Below are 14,001 nucleotides of genomic sequence, written 5' to 3' on the forward strand. Positions count from 1 at the left end.
TGCGACGGGAACCGTAGCGGCGATCCAGATGGGAACCCAGAGAAGAAGAACGGGGAGGACAGCATGAGCAGAGTGGCTTTGGTAACGGGGGGCACGCGCGGCATCGGTGCGGCGATTTCGATCGCGCTCAAGAATGCCGGCTACAAGGTTGCGGCGAACTTCGCCGGCAACGAGGAGAAGGCGAAAGCCTTCGAAGCCGAGACCGGCATTCCGGTTTTCAAGTGGGATGTGTCCAACTACCAGGCCTGCGTCGACGGCATTGCTGCTGTCGAAGCGGCGCTCGGCCCGGTCGAAGTGCTGGTCAACAATGCCGGGATCACGCGGGACGCGATGTTCCACAAGATGACGCCGGACCAGTGGAACGAGGTGATCAACACCAACCTCACCGGTCTGTTCAACATGACGCATCCGGTCTGGACCGGCATGCGTGACCGCAGCTTTGGCCGCGTCATCAACATCTCCTCGATCAACGGCCAGAAGGGCCAGATGGGCCAGGCGAACTATTCGGCGGCAAAGGCCGGCGATCTCGGCTTCACCAAGGCTCTGGCCCAGGAGGGCGCTGCCAAGGGCATCACCGTGAACGCCATCTGCCCTGGCTACATCGGCACGGAAATGGTGCGCGCCATTCCGGAAAAGGTGCTGAACGAGCGCATCATCCCGCAGATTCCGGTCGGGCGCCTCGGCGAACCGGAAGAGATCGCGCGCTGCGTCGTCTTCCTCGCCTCCGATGATGCCGGGTTCATCACGGGCTCGACGATCTCCGCCAATGGCGGCCAGTTCTTCGTCTGAGGCGATAAGTGATTCTGACTTTGGGGCCGGCCTTGCGCCGGCCTTTTTCGTTCTTGGGGCTGTGATTGTGTCCGTTGGAGACAGGATTGCGATCGAGCAAAGACATCTTCTGCTTGTTAACGTTTGGCGGTGCATCAAGCCGGCCAACTCTTAATATCCACCGCGCCCTATGGTTAACCATCTGTTATTCCACAATATATAGCGGCGAACAAACCGGGAAGATGCTTCAGTCTGCGATTCGTCGCCGATTCGTTCCGGCTTTGATCGAGAGGTTAATGCCGGCAACGAAAAAGCCGCCGAACCTTTCGATCCGACGGCTTTTGGGAGGGTGGAGAACTTAGCGGCAGCGTGCTTCGTAGGTGCGGCCGTAGCGGTCGCGATAGACACAATAGCCGGCGCGTTCCTGCGAGTTGCCGATCAGAGCGCCTGCGACGCCACCGACGGCGGCACCCACTGCCGCGCCGCGAACATTGCCGGTGGCCACGCCGCCGATGATGGCGCCGGAGGCAGCACCAATGCCGGCGCCGCGTTCGGTGGCCGTGCAGCTGGCGAGAGGTGCGATCAATGCGATTGCCAGAAGGGTCTTTTTCATCGTCCTATACCTTTCACGTCGAGTTAGATTCGACCCATCAGCATCAGGATGATGATGATGAGCAGCACGAGCCCCAGGCCCCCTGACGGGCCATAACCCCAGCCGCGGCTATAGCCCCAGCTCGGCAGCGCACCGATCAGCAGTAGAATTAGAATGACGATGAGGATGGTACTCATTTGGACCCTCTCCTGAGCCTGGATGAACTACGGTTTGGTGTGCCGTTGGAACGCGACCGACGGCACTTTGTTCCGTTCGTTGAAGGCTGGTGGCCATCAGTTGGAACAGTTGGACGGCGGCGTTGCCGGTCAGCGCATTGGCCGGATGTCCTGTCTTCTCCCGCCGTATGGCCATCCCATCGACGAAGGCATTGATGATCCCGGTCGTGAGTGTCTGATGCTCGACCATCGGCAAGTGACCACAATTGCGCAGGAGCACAGTCTGCGCCTTCGGCAGCAGTTTCGACACCCGCAACTGATGCGCCGACGGCACGATCGCATCCTCTGCGCCCACGATGTTGAGCACGGGAATTCGGATGTGTGGGAGATCGTTCAGAAGGCTGGTGGCCGACATGAACCGGATGCAGGCGGCGATGTCTTCGGGGCGCGCCTGTTGCAGTTGCATGCGCACATCCTCCATGGCCGCCACGGCGCGATCATTCTGCCAGGGGCAGCCTTTGTCGAAAACGCATTCGATCGAGCCCCAGCGGAACTGCTCGCTGGTCGAGATCCAACGCTGAAAGAATTGGCGAAAGAGAAAGGGGCCGACACGTGGCACCCGCAACAATTTGGCGGGCAAACGTTCCTGACCCTCGAAGCGACCACAGGCGAAGGCACCAATCAGAACGATCGACTTCACGAGTTCCGGATAATGGCGGGCTATCAGGAGAGATACGAAGCCTCCTGTCGAGTGACCGATCAAGGTAACGGGTTTGCCGCGGAAATCGCGCCGGATCGCCTGCGAATAAGCATCGGCGACCGACTCGGGCGTTATCGGCTGGCCGGGCGCGGCAAGCTTCCAAGGATGGTGTCCCGGCAAAGCATATGCTGCACTTCGCGAGCTACGGACAGTGTCCGGTGCATAGGTGCGCCAGAAAGACGGCGCCATAACCATGCCATGGATCAGGGCATATCCGTGATCCAGTGTGCCGTTTCCGATCCATTCTGCAGGCGGTGGGGATAGTGTCATCGGGCTTCACCTCGCCGGCGCAACGAGCATTCGTTCCCGATTGTTCCATCGTCCCGTCAACCGGAACCTGCGTCACGCCCCAGAAGGCGATTCAGCATCTGGTGCGCAAAACGCAGCCGATCTCCCAGATATAGCCGTGAACAAAGCCTGAATCTGTCGGAGTCATCGATTCGTCGCTGATTCGTTCGCAAACTGTTCCTGATTCAGAAAGCTGATTCTGATCAAGGGTTTGCGAGGAATTCTGGGGTGATTGCGACAAGCGCCTTGCCTTTGCCCCTGTTCGTCGCCATGTGTTGCCCAAGGGTGCCGGAGTGCGCAATGAGCCGCGGTCCCGACAAGCGGAGCGGTCTTTGAATACCCAACCCATGATCCTGAGTGGCCGCGGCGTCAATGCTGTGCTGGGGCCAACGAACACCGGCAAGACCCATTTCGCCATCGAACGCATGGTCGCGCATGGGTCGGGCATGATCGGGTTGCCGTTGAGACTGCTTGCCCGCGAGGTCTATACCCGCGTGGTGGAGCGGGTCGGCGTGAAAAATGTCGCTCTCGTCACCGGTGAAGAGAAGATCAGCCCTCCGAACGCCCGCTTCTCAGTCTGTACCGTCGAAGCCATGCCGCGGGAGACCAAGGTCGCCTTCGTCGCCATCGACGAGATCCAGCTTGCCGGCGATCTCGAGCGCGGACACATCTTCACAGACCGCCTGCTGCACTTGAGAGGCCGCGAGGAAACGCTGCTTCTCGGGTCCTCGACCATGAAGTCGATCCTCATCCAGCTTCTGCCGGGTATCACGATCGTCGAGCGGCCGCGCCTGTCGCAGCTCTTCTATGCCGGTCAGAAAAAGATTACCCGTCTGCCGCAACGCACCGCGATCGTCGCCTTCTCGGCCGACGAGGTTTATGCGATCGCCGAGCTCATCCGCCGCCAACGGGGTGGTGCGGCCGTCGTGCTGGGCGCGCTGAGCCCGCGCACCCGGAATGCACAGGTCGGGCTCTATCAGGAAGGCGATGTCGAATATCTGGTGGCGACGGACGCCATTGGTATGGGCCTCAACCTCGATGTCGACCATGTTGCCTTCGCCCAGGACCGCAAGTTCGACGGCTATCAGTTCCGAAATCTCAATCCCGGTGAACTCGGCCAGATCGCAGGCCGTGCGGGGCGGCACATCAAGGACGGTACATTCGGGGTCACGGGTCGGGTCGATCCCTTCGATGATGAATTGGTGGAGCGGCTGGAGACGCATCAGTTCGATCCGGTGAAGGTTCTGCAATGGCGGACGGAAAAATTCGACTTCTCGTCGATTTCAGCGCTGCAGCGCAGCCTTGACGCGGTGCCCCGCGTTGAAGGTCTGACACGGGCCTTGCCGGCCACCGATCAGCAGGCGCTGGAGTTTCTCTCGCGCTATCCGGAGATTTCCGACATCACCGATCGACCTGAGCGGGTTGAAAAACTCTGGGAAGCCTGCGCGCTGCCCGACTATCGGCGCATTACGCCTGCACAGCATGCAGACCTGATTCAGAGTCTCTATTTCGATCTGGTCAGGCGGGGTACCGTCAACGAGGACTTTCTCGCGGAGCAGGTGCGCCGGGCAGACCGAACCGACGGCGAGATTGACACGCTGTCGGCGCGGATCGCCCAGATCAGAACGTGGACCTATGTGTCGAACCGGCCGGGCTGGCTTGCCGATCCGACACACTGGCAAGAAAAGACGCGGGAAATCGAAGACCGATTGTCCGATGCGTTACATGAACGGTTGACGAAACGCTTTGTTGATCGCAGGACATCTGTGCTCATGAAGCGCTTGAGAGAGAATGCGATGTTGGAAGCTGAAATCAGTGTGAACGGCGATGTCTTCGTGGAAGGCCATGCCATGGGGCAACTCTCCGGGTTCCGGTTCACGCCGATCTCCGGCATGGAGGGCCCTGACGCCAAGGCCGTTCAGGCAGCCGCCTACAAGGCTCTGGCGCTTGAATTCGAGGCAAGGGCTGCGCGCCTGCATGCGTCCGGCAACAATGATCTCGCGATCGGTTCCGATGGTCTCGTCCGTTGGCTCGGCGATCCCGTCGCGCGTCTGACGGGGACGGATCATATCCTGCATCCGCGCGTCATCCTGCTCGCCGACGAGCAGCTGACCGGCATCGCACGTGACCACGTCGCCGCCCGGATCGAGCGCTTCGTCAATCATCACATTTCCACGGTCCTGAAGCCGCTCGACGATCTGTCCCGTGCGGAAGACCTGCAGGGTCTCGCCAAGGGGCTTGCCTTCCAGCTGGTCGAAAATCTCGGCGTTCTGTTCCGCCGTGACGTTGCCGACGACGTCAAGACTCTCGACCAGGACGGTCGCGCCTCGATGCGTCGCTACGGGGTGCGCTTCGGCGCCTATCACATCTTCATGCCGGCTCTTTTGAAGCCCGCTCCGGCCGAGCTCATCACGCTCCTCTGGGCGCTGAAGCATGACGGTCTCGACAAGCCGGGTTACGGCGATCTGATCCCGGTGCTGGCTGCCGGCCGGACCTCCGTGGTCACGGATCCGAGCTTCGAGCGCATGTTCTACAAGCTCGCCGGCTTCCGTTTCCTCGGCAAGCGCGCGGTGCGCATCGACATCCTCGAGCGTCTCGCCGATCTCATCCGTCCGCTCCTGCAGTGGAAGCCCGGCTCCCCGGCCCGTCCTGATGGTGCCTATGACGGTCGTCGTTTCACCACAACGACCGCGATGCTCTCGATCCTCGGTGCGACGCCTGACGACATGGAAGAGATCCTGAAGGGTCTCGGCTATCGTGCCGACAGCGTCACTGCCGAAGAGGCCGCCGCCTTCCTCGCCTCGCAGGCGGGATCGGCTCAGGCCGAAGCGCCTGCTGCGGTTGAAAAGAGCGATGACGAAAGCGTCGACGACGCCGATCAGTCCTCTGAGGCTGCCGCTGAGGGTGAAGCCTCGGCTGCCGTCGCCGAAGAGGCCGCCCCGACCGAGGCCACTGCTGCCGAACAGGCCGGCGAGCCTGCCGAGCCCAAGCCGGTTCTGTTGTGGCGTCCGGGTGGTCGCAGCGACAATCAGCGTGGTGCAGGTCGCCCGGGCGGCGATCGGCGTCCGCAAGGCCAGCGCAATCAGGCGCCGCGTGAAGGCGGCGAAGGCCGCGGCGACAATCGAGGCGAAGGGCGCGGCGAAGGTCGCCGTGACGACCGTCGCTCCGACAATCGGGGTGAGGGCCGTGGGGACCGTCGCGATGACAATCGCGGCAAGTTTGCCGGCAAGGGTGACCGTCAGGATCGTGGCGACCGCAAGGACCGTGGTCCGCGTCCGGAACGCGACAACAACAAGTCGCAGCCGGCTCGCTTCGAGGCAAAGCCGCCCCGCAAGGAAAAGCCCGTTGATCCGGATTCGCCCTTCGCCAAGCTCGCGGCGCTGAAGGAGCAGCTGAAGAAATAATGGACGACAAGCAGCCACAAAGCGGTTCGCGCCAGCGCATCGACAAGTGGCTGTTCTTTGCTCGTGTGGCGAAATCCCGCAGCCTCGCCCAGGAGCGTGTGGCTGCCGGCCACGTCAGTGTCAATGGACAGACCGTCCGCCAGCCCAGCCACCAGCTGAAGGTCGGCGACCGCCTTGAGATCGCCATGCCCGAGCGCGATCTCGTGCTGGTCGTCAAGCTTCCCGGTGAACGACGGGGTCCTTATGAGGAAGCCAGGCTGCTCTACGAGGACCTGACGCCACCGCGTGAGAAGAAGCCCTTCACCGCGCTGGAACAGGCGACGCGCGCGCCGGGGGCCGGTCGGCCGACGAAGAAGGAGCGGCGGGCGCTCGACGATCTTCGCGGCGGGCCCGATTGGTCTTCGGATTAGAAAATTTCTACGAAGCCGCCGGAATTGAGGGCGTTTGTCCTTGCCTTGTCGTGGATTCCGCATTAGCTCACATGCCGTCCGACAGAAATTTCCGGCAGGGCGCGAGCCTTCCGAGCGGGGCGACGACCCTGACGGAACGACCCGCGTTCGTTCTTCTCCTGCCGTTCGAGAACGTCATCCTGGAGTGCCGCATGACCTATATCGTCACCGACAACTGCATTCGCTGCAAATACACCGATTGTGTCGAGGTCTGCCCCGTCGATTGCTTCTATGAGGGTGAGAACTTCCTCGTCATCCATCCGGACGAATGCATCGACTGCGGCGTGTGCGAGCCGGAATGTCCTGCGGAAGCCATCAAGCCCGATACGGAGCCAGGTCTCGACAAGTGGCTGAAGATCAATGCTGACTATGCCAAGATCTGGCCGAACATCACGGTCAAGAAGGATCCGATGCCCGAGGCCAAGGAAATGGACGGCGTCGAAGGCAAGTTCGAGAAGTTCTTCTCCGAAAACCCGGGCGCCGGCGACTGATCGGTCGCAAAGGGCGGTTTCGTCCGTGAATCCTGCCCAAATTTCCATCACTTGGCCGCCAAACTGCTGCCTGGTGCGTCACGATTGTGGCGCACTGCACTAAAATATTGATTTCCTCGTCTTTTTGTGATAGCGTGTTGGAACTGTTCCACTTTGCGGCATAGCTATGCCCTGAACCATCACGAAAGCAAATTCACCACCGCGCGATATACGTGACATCGGCGACACTTGTGTGTCGTGTCTTAGTCGCGACGAGGGTGGCGTTTGATTGTGTGGCGGACTGGATCAGGATGACAAGGCTCGCAATCTTGTCGTCTCATCCGGGCCTGACCGACCCGGCGCCGGCATCACGCCGGGAGCAAAACAGGGAGTATTTGAATAGAATGACGACCCAGCAGAAGAAGAATTCCTCGGCACGCCACGGCTTCAAGACCGGCGAGTCGATCGTATACCCGGCCCATGGCGTGGGTACCATCACCGCCATCGAAGAGCAAGAAGTCGCTGGCATGAAGCTTGAGCTTTTCGTGATCGACTTCGAAAAGGACAAGATGCGTCTGAAGGTTCCGGTTGCCAAGGCCGTGAGCATCGGGATGCGCAAGCTGTCCGAGACCGATTTCGTCGATCGCGCGCTGAAGGTGGTGCAGGGCAAGGCTCGTGTGAAGCGTACCATGTGGTCGCGTCGCGCTCAGGAGTATGATGCCAAGATCAATTCCGGCGACCTGATCTCGATTGCAGAAGTCGTTCGCGACCTCTACCGCGCCGAGAACCAGCCCGAACAGTCCTATTCCGAGCGCCAGCTCTATGAAGCAGCGCTTGACCGCATGGCTCGTGAAATCGCTGCCGTGAACAAGATGTCCGAGACGGAAGCCGTTCGTCTTGTCGAGGTCAATCTCGCCAAGGGCCCCAAGCGCGGCAAGACGATCGAAGAAGACGACACCCAGGAAGAAGAAGCCGCGTAAAGCTGCTTCACCCGCAAGGTCATGAAAAAACCTCCGGTGCGAACCGGAGGTTTTTTCGTGTCTGCTTCAGCCCCGCTGGGTGTCAGCTTTGCGCAAAAAACCCCGCCGAAGCGGGGTTTTTCCGAGTTCCCAATCTGGTCCTGTTAGTTGCGGTTTCCGAGGAAGCGCAGGAGGAACAGGAAGAGATTGATGAAGTCGAGATAGAGGCGGAGCGCACCCATGATGGCGTTGCGACCGGCCATCTCGCTCGAATGGCTTTCGTGGTAGGATTCCTTGATCGCCTGCGTGTCATAGGCGGTCAGACCCGCGAAGATCAGCACGCCGATCACCGAGATCGCGAAGTCCAGGGCCGAGGAGGCCATGAACAGGTTGACCAGCGAGGCGATGATCAGGCCGAAGAGACCCATCATCAGGAACGAACCCATGGCCGACAGGTCACGCTTGGTCGTGTAACCGTAGAGCGACAGGGCACCGAAGGATGCGGCCGTGACGAAGAAGGTCTGCACGATGCTTGCGCCCGTGTAGATCAGGAAGATCGACGACAGCGACAGGCCCATCATCGCGGCATAGACCCAGAAGGTGGTCTGTGCAGCGGCGACGCTCATCTTATGAATCCGGAAGCTCAGGAAGAACACCATGGCGACAGGCGCCAGGATGACCACCCACTTCAGCGGGCTCAGGAAGATTGCCTGACCGAAAGCCGTGAGTTCACCGGCGGAAACGGCCATCTGGAACGTGGCGAAGGCTGCAAGACCGGTGATGGCGAGGCCCAGTGCCATCAGGTTGTAGACCTTCAGCATATAGGCGCGCAGACCTTCGTCGATCATCGTGGCCGACTGGGTCTGCCCCTGACGGCTCTGATAGTTGCGAAGTTCGGACATGATTTCCTCTCTCAAAGCTTCGGAATAAGACGGCAGAGCCCGAATGGCCCTCGCGCCGCTGCGAAGCCCAGCATGCGTGCTTTCAATATGAGAGGTTCCCCAGTCCCCGACAAGGGCTGGAATCTTAAATCGCCGTAATGCGGTACGCGGCAGGCCGCAGCCTGCCGCTTTTCACCTTAAAGTTCTCGAAGCACGGGTGCCGCCTTCTGTCCGAGGATGCGCCATGTCCCGGCCAGGCCTATGCCGATCGTCACGACGAGGGCAATCACCAGTGTCATCAGCGCCACGTCCGGCAGGAAGCTGGACGGCAGGTTCATGATTTGGCTGAGCACGAACCATGCGATACCGCCACCGGCAATCAGCGCGAAGATCGCGGTGGCCGCACCGAGCAGCATGTATTCGTAGGTAAAGGCCCGGATCAGCATGGCGCGCGTTGCCCCAAGCGTTTTCAGGATCACGGCGTCATGGGTGCGTGCCCGATTGCCGGCAGCGAGTGCGCCCGACAAGACGAGGACGGAGGCAATCAGCGCGATTGCGGCGGCGGCACGAATGGCCGTTGCCAGCTGTCCGACGAGGCGATCCACGACATCGAGCGCGTCCTTGACCCGGACGGTCGTGATCGTCGGAAACTGTTGGGTGACCGACCTGAGGATCGCGGCCTCCTTTTCTGCCGTTGCGTCCTGATCGATCAGGGTTGCGAGCCAGGCATGCGGGGCACCGGCAAAAGTATTCGGCGAGAAAACCATGACGAAGTTCATCGACAGGCTTTCCCACTCGACCGTGCGGAAGTTCGCGATCCTGGCGGTGATGTTGCGACCGAGAACGTTGATCGTCACGGTGTCGCCGATCTTCAGGCCGAGTTCACGGCCTTCTTCCTCTGCAAAGGAGACCAGGGGTTCGCCGGTATAACCTTCCGGCCACCATTCGCCTTCCGTTACCGTGCTGTTTTCCGGCACATTGATCGCGTAGGTCAGGCCGCGATCGCCGCGCAGCACCCAGCGGCCTTCCGGCGGAACATCGACCTTGGCGACATGCGTGCCGTTCAGTTCGACGATCCGGCCGCGCAGCATCGGCACTTCGATCAGCTTGCCCTCGGGCGCCATGCCTTCGACAAGGGTACGGAAGCCGTCGATCTCGCCGCTCTGGATGTCGACGAAGAAGAAGTTCGGCGCGCGTTCCGGGAGATTGCCGGTCAACTCGCGTCGCAGATTGCCGTCGATGAGTGCCAGTGCCACGAGCAGGCTCAATCCGAGGCCGAGCGACAGCGTGACTGCCGGTGTCAGAGCACCCGGACGGTGGATGTTGCCCACAGCAAGCCTGAGCGCTGCGGAATGGATGCGAGGGCTGCGGCGCGCGAGCCAGGCAATGCCGAAGGCTACGACACGCAGCAGCACGAAACCGGCTGCCATTGCGGCCAGGAAGATCGTCGCGATCCGCTGTTGCTCGGAGGTGAAGATGGCGAGAGCCGCCAGCGCGCCGAGCGCAAGGACCATGGCGAGGAGATAAGGCCAGGAGGGAAGCCCAGAGGCTTCAAACCCCTGTTCGCGGAAGAGTGCGGTCGCCGGAACCTTGCGGGCATGGCCAAGCGGCAGAATGGCGAAGGCAAAGGTGACCAGCATGCCGAAGACCGCGGCGAGAAGCAGGGCGCGCGGGTAAAGGGTCGCTTCGGCCGAGATCGGCAGGATGCCGGCGAGATAGTTGGCGACGATCGGCGGGGCTGCTGCGCCCAGCACCAGTCCGGCCAGGATGCCGACCGAGGCGACCAGCGTGATCTGGATGAGATAGACCATCACGACAACCGAGGCCGGCGCACCGACGCATTTCAGCGTTGCGATGACCGTGCGTTTGGAATCGAGAAAGGCGCGGACGGCATTTGCAACACCGACGCCCCCGACCACGAGTGCGGTGAGGCCGACCAGGGTGAGGAACTGTGAGAAGCGTTCGACATTTTCGGTCAGCGACGGAGCTGCGCGATCGCTGCTGCGGATTGACCAGCCAGCCGACGGCTGTTCTGCCTGGGCGCGTTCGCGAATACCCTCAGGCGTCGGCGCGGGATCGTTGTAGCGGATCTTGTAGGCGTGTTCGACAAGGCTGCCGGTCGCGATCAGGCCGCTGGCGAAGAGGCCTTCGCGGCTGGTCAGGAAGCGCGGCGCAAAGCCGAAGCCGTCGGAAATGGAATCCGGCTCGGTGATGATCGTTCCATTGATGCGGAAGCGGGCGTTGCCGACCAGTAGTTCATCCCCGATCTTGAGACCCATGCGGTCCAGAAGAAGCGGAGCGACGACAGCGCCATAGGCGCCGTTGTCGGACGCAAGAAGCTCGTTGAGCGGGCGATCGGGATCGGCAACAAGCCTGCCGTAAAGCGGGTAGGCGCCGTCTACGGCCTTGATCTCGACCAGTGACTGGTCGGAGCCGTCGGCAAGGCGCGCCATGGAGCGCAGATTGGTGGTGACCGAAACCGTGCCGAAGCTCTCCAGGAAGGCCAGTTCCTCGGGGGTAGCCTCGCGATTGTCGAGTTCGAAGCGAACGTCGCCGGCGAGCAGTGTGCGGCCTTCGGAAGAAATCGCGTCGGTGATGGCCGTGGACACCGAGTTCACGGCGGCGATGGCACCTGTTCCCAGCGCGATACAGGCCAGGAAAATGTAGAAGCCCTTGAGGCCGCCGCGCAGTTCACGCAGCGCAATCCGGAAGGCGACGGCGAGACGAGCGTTGAATGACGTCATGCGGACACCGAAGCGAGACGCGTCTGCTCGTTTCGGCTGTCGCCGGCGATGCGGCCGGAGGCCACCTTGATCTGCCGTGTGCAACGGGCGGCGAGCGACGGATCATGGGTGACGAGGATCAGCGTCATGCCGCGCTCCTTCTGCTTGGAGAAGAGCAGATCGGCAATCTGGCGGCCGGTTTCAGTGTCGAGATTGCCGGTCGGCTCGTCAGCGATGAGGACAGCCGGCGAGGGGGCCAGTGCGCGGGCGATTGCCACACGCTGCTGTTCGCCACCGGAGAGCTGACCGGGATAGTGGCTGAGGCGCTCACCAAGGCCAACCGATTGCAGCTCCTGGCGTGCGATATCGAAGGCGCCCTTCACATTGGCGAGTTCCAGCGGCACGGCCACATTTTCGAGCGCCGTCATGTTGGCGATCAGATGGAAGGACTGAAAGACGATGCCGATGTTCTTGCCGCGAAAATCGGCCAGCCGGTCTTCGCTCAACGTGTGAAGGGGCGTATTGCGAACATTGATCTCACCGCTGTCGAGGCGTTCGAGACCGGCCAGCACCATCAGAAGCGTCGATTTGCCGGAGCCCGAAGGCCCGACGATGCCCACGGCTTCGCTTTCCGCGATCGAGAGGTCGATGCTCTTCAAGACGTGAACGGAGGCAGCGGCATTGCCCAGGGTGAGATCGGCGCTTTTCAGTTCGATGATGCTGTTTCTCACACTCGGACATCCTATATCTGGAACGATGAAGCTTCGCCGCACTGCGACATTCCAAGCAATCTAGGAAAGGCCCTATGACTTTTAAAGCTCAGCTCCTTCATTTCGCCGTGATCCTACTGGCCTTGGCCGCCGGTCCCCGGATCGCCGCCGCCGAGCCGTTGCAGCTGGTCGGCCTGGGTGACAGTCTGATGGCGGGCTATCAGTTGCCGCAGGAGGACGCTCTGCCGGCCCAGCTTCAACGACAGCTGGTTGCCAAGGGGCATGATGTGGTGATCGCCAATGCCGGCGTTTCCGGTGACACGACATCCGGCGGCCTGTCGCGTGTCGACTGGTCGGTCCCGGAGGGCACGGATGGCGTCATCCTCGAACTCGGCGCCAATGATGCGCTGCGTGGCATCCCGCCGGAGCAAACCGAAAAGAACCTCGACCAGATCATCACGCGGCTCAAGGAGCGCAAGATTCCGATCCTGCTTGTCGGCATGCTCGCGCCGCCGAACATGGGCGAGGATTACGGGCAGAAGTTCAACGCAATCTATCCGCGTCTTGCAGAAAAGCACGGTCTGCCGCTTTACCCCTTCGTGTTGGACGGCGTGATCACCGACCGCAGCCTGCTGCTCGAAGACGGCATGCATCCCAATACCCAGGGGCTGCAGGTCATGGCAGAGCGCATGCTGCCTCTCGCCGAATCTTGGGTGGCGGGCATCAGGGGGCAGGCGAATTAATCGCTTGCGCCTGATCTCATTGCATGATTCGCTGTGAGCACCTGCAAAAGATTCGGGGAGCGCTCCATGCCGAGATTGTTCACTGCCCTCGAAATTCCGCGCAACGCCGCCATGAGCCTCTCATTGCTGCGCGGTGGCCTTCCAGGGGCACGCTGGATCGACGTGGAGAATTACCACATCACACTGCGCTTCATCGGCGACGTCGACGGCCGGACGGCCGATGAGATCGTCGACAGGCTCGATCGCGTCGACCGGCCCGAATTCTCGCTCACACTGAACGGCATCGGTTCTTTCGGATCGAAGAAGCCGCATTCGATCTGGGCAGGCGTCTCCCCGGCGCCGGAGCTTTATGCGCTGCAGGGCGAAATCGAGCGGATCTGCCAGCGGATCGGTCTGCCGCCGGATCCGCGCAAGTTTACCCCGCATGTCACGCTTGCCCGGTTGAAGGCATCCCGCGTGGATGACGTCGTGCACTACTTGAGCGGACGCGGTGATTTTCACACCATGCCCTTCAAGATTGGTCGCTTCGTGCTTCTGTCCTCGAAGGAATCGGTCGGCGGGGGGCCCTATCTGACCGAAGAGGTCTTCCCGCTTTACGAAGCCGGCGGTTACTCGAATTTCGAGACCACCGCGCTGCAGCCCGAAAAGAGCATGGTGTAGACCTCCTCGAAATCGGAGAGGTCTCCGTAATAGGGGTCTGGTACGTCCTGATTGGTCCCGAAGGCAAGGCCGGCGAAAAGCTGCAGGCTTGCGGTCGCGTTTTCCGGCTTCAGGGTCTTCAGGCGGGCCAGATTGCTCCCATCCATCGCCAGGATCAGATCAAAGGCGTAGAAGTCCTCCTGTGTGACCTGGCGGGCCCGCTGCCGTGAGATGTCGATGCCGTGGATTGCGGCGATCTTGATCGATCGCTTGTCGGGCGGATTGCCTACATGCCAGTTGCCGATGCCGGCCGAAGCGATCACGGGCTTTTCGCTGGTCGCTATCGTCAGGTGGCGGTAGATTCCCTCCGCAAGCGGCGAGCGACAGATATTGCCCAGGCAGACGAACAGAATGGATGGTGCCGGCATCGGTTGATCCA

General features: G+C 61.4%; 14 protein-coding genes. 7 read left to right on the forward strand and 7 right to left on the reverse strand.

Going from position 1 to position 14,001, the window contains the following annotated elements; genetic code table 11:
* The first annotated feature begins 63 nt into the window (after positions 1 to 63).
* Positions 64 to 789 carry a beta-ketoacyl-ACP reductase gene (phbB, locus tag AC1PUL_RS19635; RefSeq protein WP_185809167.1) on the forward strand — a complete coding sequence of 242 codons (726 nt, stop codon included), beginning with the start codon at positions 64 to 66 and terminating at the stop codon, positions 787 to 789.
* 337 nt (positions 790 to 1,126) lie between these two features.
* On the opposite strand, the gene AC1PUL_RS19640 is transcribed toward phbB, so the two are convergent.
* Genes AC1PUL_RS19640 through AC1PUL_RS19650 form a run of 3 tightly spaced genes read right to left on the reverse strand, consistent with a single transcriptional unit; the run spans position 1,127 to position 2,566 of the window.
* Positions 1,127 to 1,381 (reverse strand): glycine zipper domain-containing protein, encoded by a 255-nt coding sequence (locus AC1PUL_RS19640; RefSeq protein WP_148166217.1) that lies wholly within the window; start codon positions 1,379 to 1,381, stop codon positions 1,127 to 1,129.
* Positions 1,382 to 1,404: 23 nt separating this feature from the next.
* Positions 1,405 to 1,557 carry a DUF3309 family protein gene (locus AC1PUL_RS19645; protein WP_480465697.1) on the reverse strand — a complete coding sequence of 51 codons (153 nt, stop codon included), beginning with the start codon at positions 1,555 to 1,557 and terminating at the stop codon, positions 1,405 to 1,407.
* Positions 1,490 to 2,566: an alpha/beta fold hydrolase gene (locus AC1PUL_RS19650; RefSeq protein ID WP_480465698.1), complete on the reverse strand. Its 1,077-nt coding sequence runs from the start codon at positions 2,564 to 2,566 to the stop codon at positions 1,490 to 1,492. The genes AC1PUL_RS19645 and AC1PUL_RS19650 overlap by 68 nt, the downstream gene beginning before the upstream one ends.
* 365 nt (positions 2,567 to 2,931) lie before the next feature.
* On the opposite strand from AC1PUL_RS19650, the gene AC1PUL_RS19655 reads away from it, so the two are divergent.
* The 4 genes from AC1PUL_RS19655 to AC1PUL_RS19670 all read left to right on the forward strand — a co-directional run bounded on the left by AC1PUL_RS19655 (position 2,932) and on the right by AC1PUL_RS19670 (position 7,887).
* On the forward strand, positions 2,932 to 5,988 hold the full coding sequence (locus tag AC1PUL_RS19655; RefSeq protein WP_480468641.1) for a helicase-related protein: 3,057 nt from the start codon (positions 2,932 to 2,934) through the stop codon (positions 5,986 to 5,988).
* Positions 5,985 to 6,398, forward strand: coding sequence for an RNA-binding S4 domain-containing protein (locus AC1PUL_RS19660; protein ID WP_480468642.1), 414 nt, complete (start codon positions 5,985 to 5,987; stop codon positions 6,396 to 6,398). The genes AC1PUL_RS19655 and AC1PUL_RS19660 overlap by 4 nt, the downstream gene beginning before the upstream one ends.
* A gap of 191 nt (positions 6,399 to 6,589) precedes the next feature.
* Complete coding sequence (gene fdxA, locus AC1PUL_RS19665) at positions 6,590 to 6,928, forward strand: ferredoxin FdxA (RefSeq protein WP_162549008.1); 339 nt, start codon at positions 6,590 to 6,592, stop codon at positions 6,926 to 6,928.
* 383 nt (positions 6,929 to 7,311) lie between these two features.
* Positions 7,312 to 7,887, forward strand: a complete 576-nt coding sequence (locus AC1PUL_RS19670) for a CarD family transcriptional regulator (protein WP_102021030.1) — start codon at positions 7,312 to 7,314, stop codon at positions 7,885 to 7,887.
* Between the two features lie 143 nt (positions 7,888 to 8,030).
* Here AC1PUL_RS19670 and AC1PUL_RS19675 read toward each other — a convergent pair whose 3' ends face one another.
* The 3 genes from AC1PUL_RS19675 to AC1PUL_RS19685 all read right to left on the reverse strand — a co-directional run bounded on the left by AC1PUL_RS19675 (position 8,031) and on the right by AC1PUL_RS19685 (position 12,201).
* Positions 8,031 to 8,768 carry a Bax inhibitor-1/YccA family protein gene (locus AC1PUL_RS19675; RefSeq protein WP_480465699.1) on the reverse strand — a complete coding sequence of 246 codons (738 nt, stop codon included), beginning with the start codon at positions 8,766 to 8,768 and terminating at the stop codon, positions 8,031 to 8,033.
* A gap of 176 nt (positions 8,769 to 8,944) precedes the next feature.
* Complete coding sequence (locus tag AC1PUL_RS19680) at positions 8,945 to 11,491, reverse strand: ABC transporter permease (RefSeq protein ID WP_480465700.1); 2,547 nt, start codon at positions 11,489 to 11,491, stop codon at positions 8,945 to 8,947.
* Entirely contained in the window at positions 11,488 to 12,201 is a 714-nt protein-coding gene (locus tag AC1PUL_RS19685) for an ABC transporter ATP-binding protein (protein WP_480465701.1), read from the reverse strand. Before AC1PUL_RS19685 ends, AC1PUL_RS19680 begins: the two co-directional genes overlap by 4 nt.
* A gap of 74 nt (positions 12,202 to 12,275) precedes the next feature.
* Here AC1PUL_RS19685 and AC1PUL_RS19690 point away from each other — a divergent pair, with 74 nt between their 5' ends.
* Both AC1PUL_RS19690 and thpR read left to right on the forward strand, forming a co-directional pair.
* Positions 12,276 to 12,923, forward strand: a complete 648-nt coding sequence (locus AC1PUL_RS19690; protein WP_480465702.1) for an arylesterase — start codon at positions 12,276 to 12,278, stop codon at positions 12,921 to 12,923.
* A gap of 66 nt (positions 12,924 to 12,989) precedes the next feature.
* Entirely contained in the window at positions 12,990 to 13,583 is a 594-nt protein-coding gene (gene thpR / locus AC1PUL_RS19695) for an RNA 2',3'-cyclic phosphodiesterase (RefSeq protein ID WP_480465703.1), read from the forward strand.
* Here the strand turns inward: thpR and AC1PUL_RS19700 are convergent.
* A complete protein-coding gene (locus AC1PUL_RS19700; RefSeq protein ID WP_480465704.1) occupies positions 13,532 to 13,990 on the reverse strand; it encodes a low molecular weight protein-tyrosine-phosphatase in 459 nt (152 codons plus the stop codon). The genes thpR and AC1PUL_RS19700 overlap by 52 nt on opposite strands.
* Positions 13,991 to 14,001 lie beyond the last annotated feature (11 nt).

Source organism: Rhizobium sp. P43, assembly GCF_056730705.1.

Bases quoted from the DNA above. Each gene is read 5' to 3' on its own strand.
- phbB (WP_185809167.1), top strand. From the start codon at position 64: ATGAGCAGAGTGGCTTTGGTAACGGGGGGCACGCGCGGCATCGGTGCG.
- AC1PUL_RS19640 (WP_148166217.1), bottom strand. From the start codon at position 1,381: ATGAAAAAGACCCTTCTGGCAATCGCATTGATCGCACCTCTCGCCAGC.
- AC1PUL_RS19645 (WP_480465697.1), bottom strand. From the start codon at position 1,557: ATGAGTACCATCCTCATCGTCATTCTAATTCTACTGCTGATCGGTGCG.
- AC1PUL_RS19650 (WP_480465698.1), bottom strand. From the start codon at position 2,566: ATGACACTATCCCCACCGCCTGCAGAATGGATCGGAAACGGCACACTG.
- AC1PUL_RS19655 (WP_480468641.1), top strand. From the start codon at position 2,932: ATGATCCTGAGTGGCCGCGGCGTCAATGCTGTGCTGGGGCCAACGAAC.
- fdxA (WP_162549008.1), top strand. From the start codon at position 6,590: ATGACCTATATCGTCACCGACAACTGCATTCGCTGCAAATACACCGAT.
- AC1PUL_RS19670 (WP_102021030.1), top strand. From the start codon at position 7,312: ATGACGACCCAGCAGAAGAAGAATTCCTCGGCACGCCACGGCTTCAAG.
- AC1PUL_RS19675 (WP_480465699.1), bottom strand. From the start codon at position 8,768: ATGTCCGAACTTCGCAACTATCAGAGCCGTCAGGGGCAGACCCAGTCG.
- AC1PUL_RS19680 (WP_480465700.1), bottom strand. From the start codon at position 11,491: ATGACGTCATTCAACGCTCGTCTCGCCGTCGCCTTCCGGATTGCGCTG.
- AC1PUL_RS19690 (WP_480465702.1), top strand. From the start codon at position 12,276: ATGACTTTTAAAGCTCAGCTCCTTCATTTCGCCGTGATCCTACTGGCC.
- thpR (WP_480465703.1), top strand. From the start codon at position 12,990: ATGCCGAGATTGTTCACTGCCCTCGAAATTCCGCGCAACGCCGCCATG.
- AC1PUL_RS19700 (WP_480465704.1), bottom strand. From the start codon at position 13,990: ATGCCGGCACCATCCATTCTGTTCGTCTGCCTGGGCAATATCTGTCGC.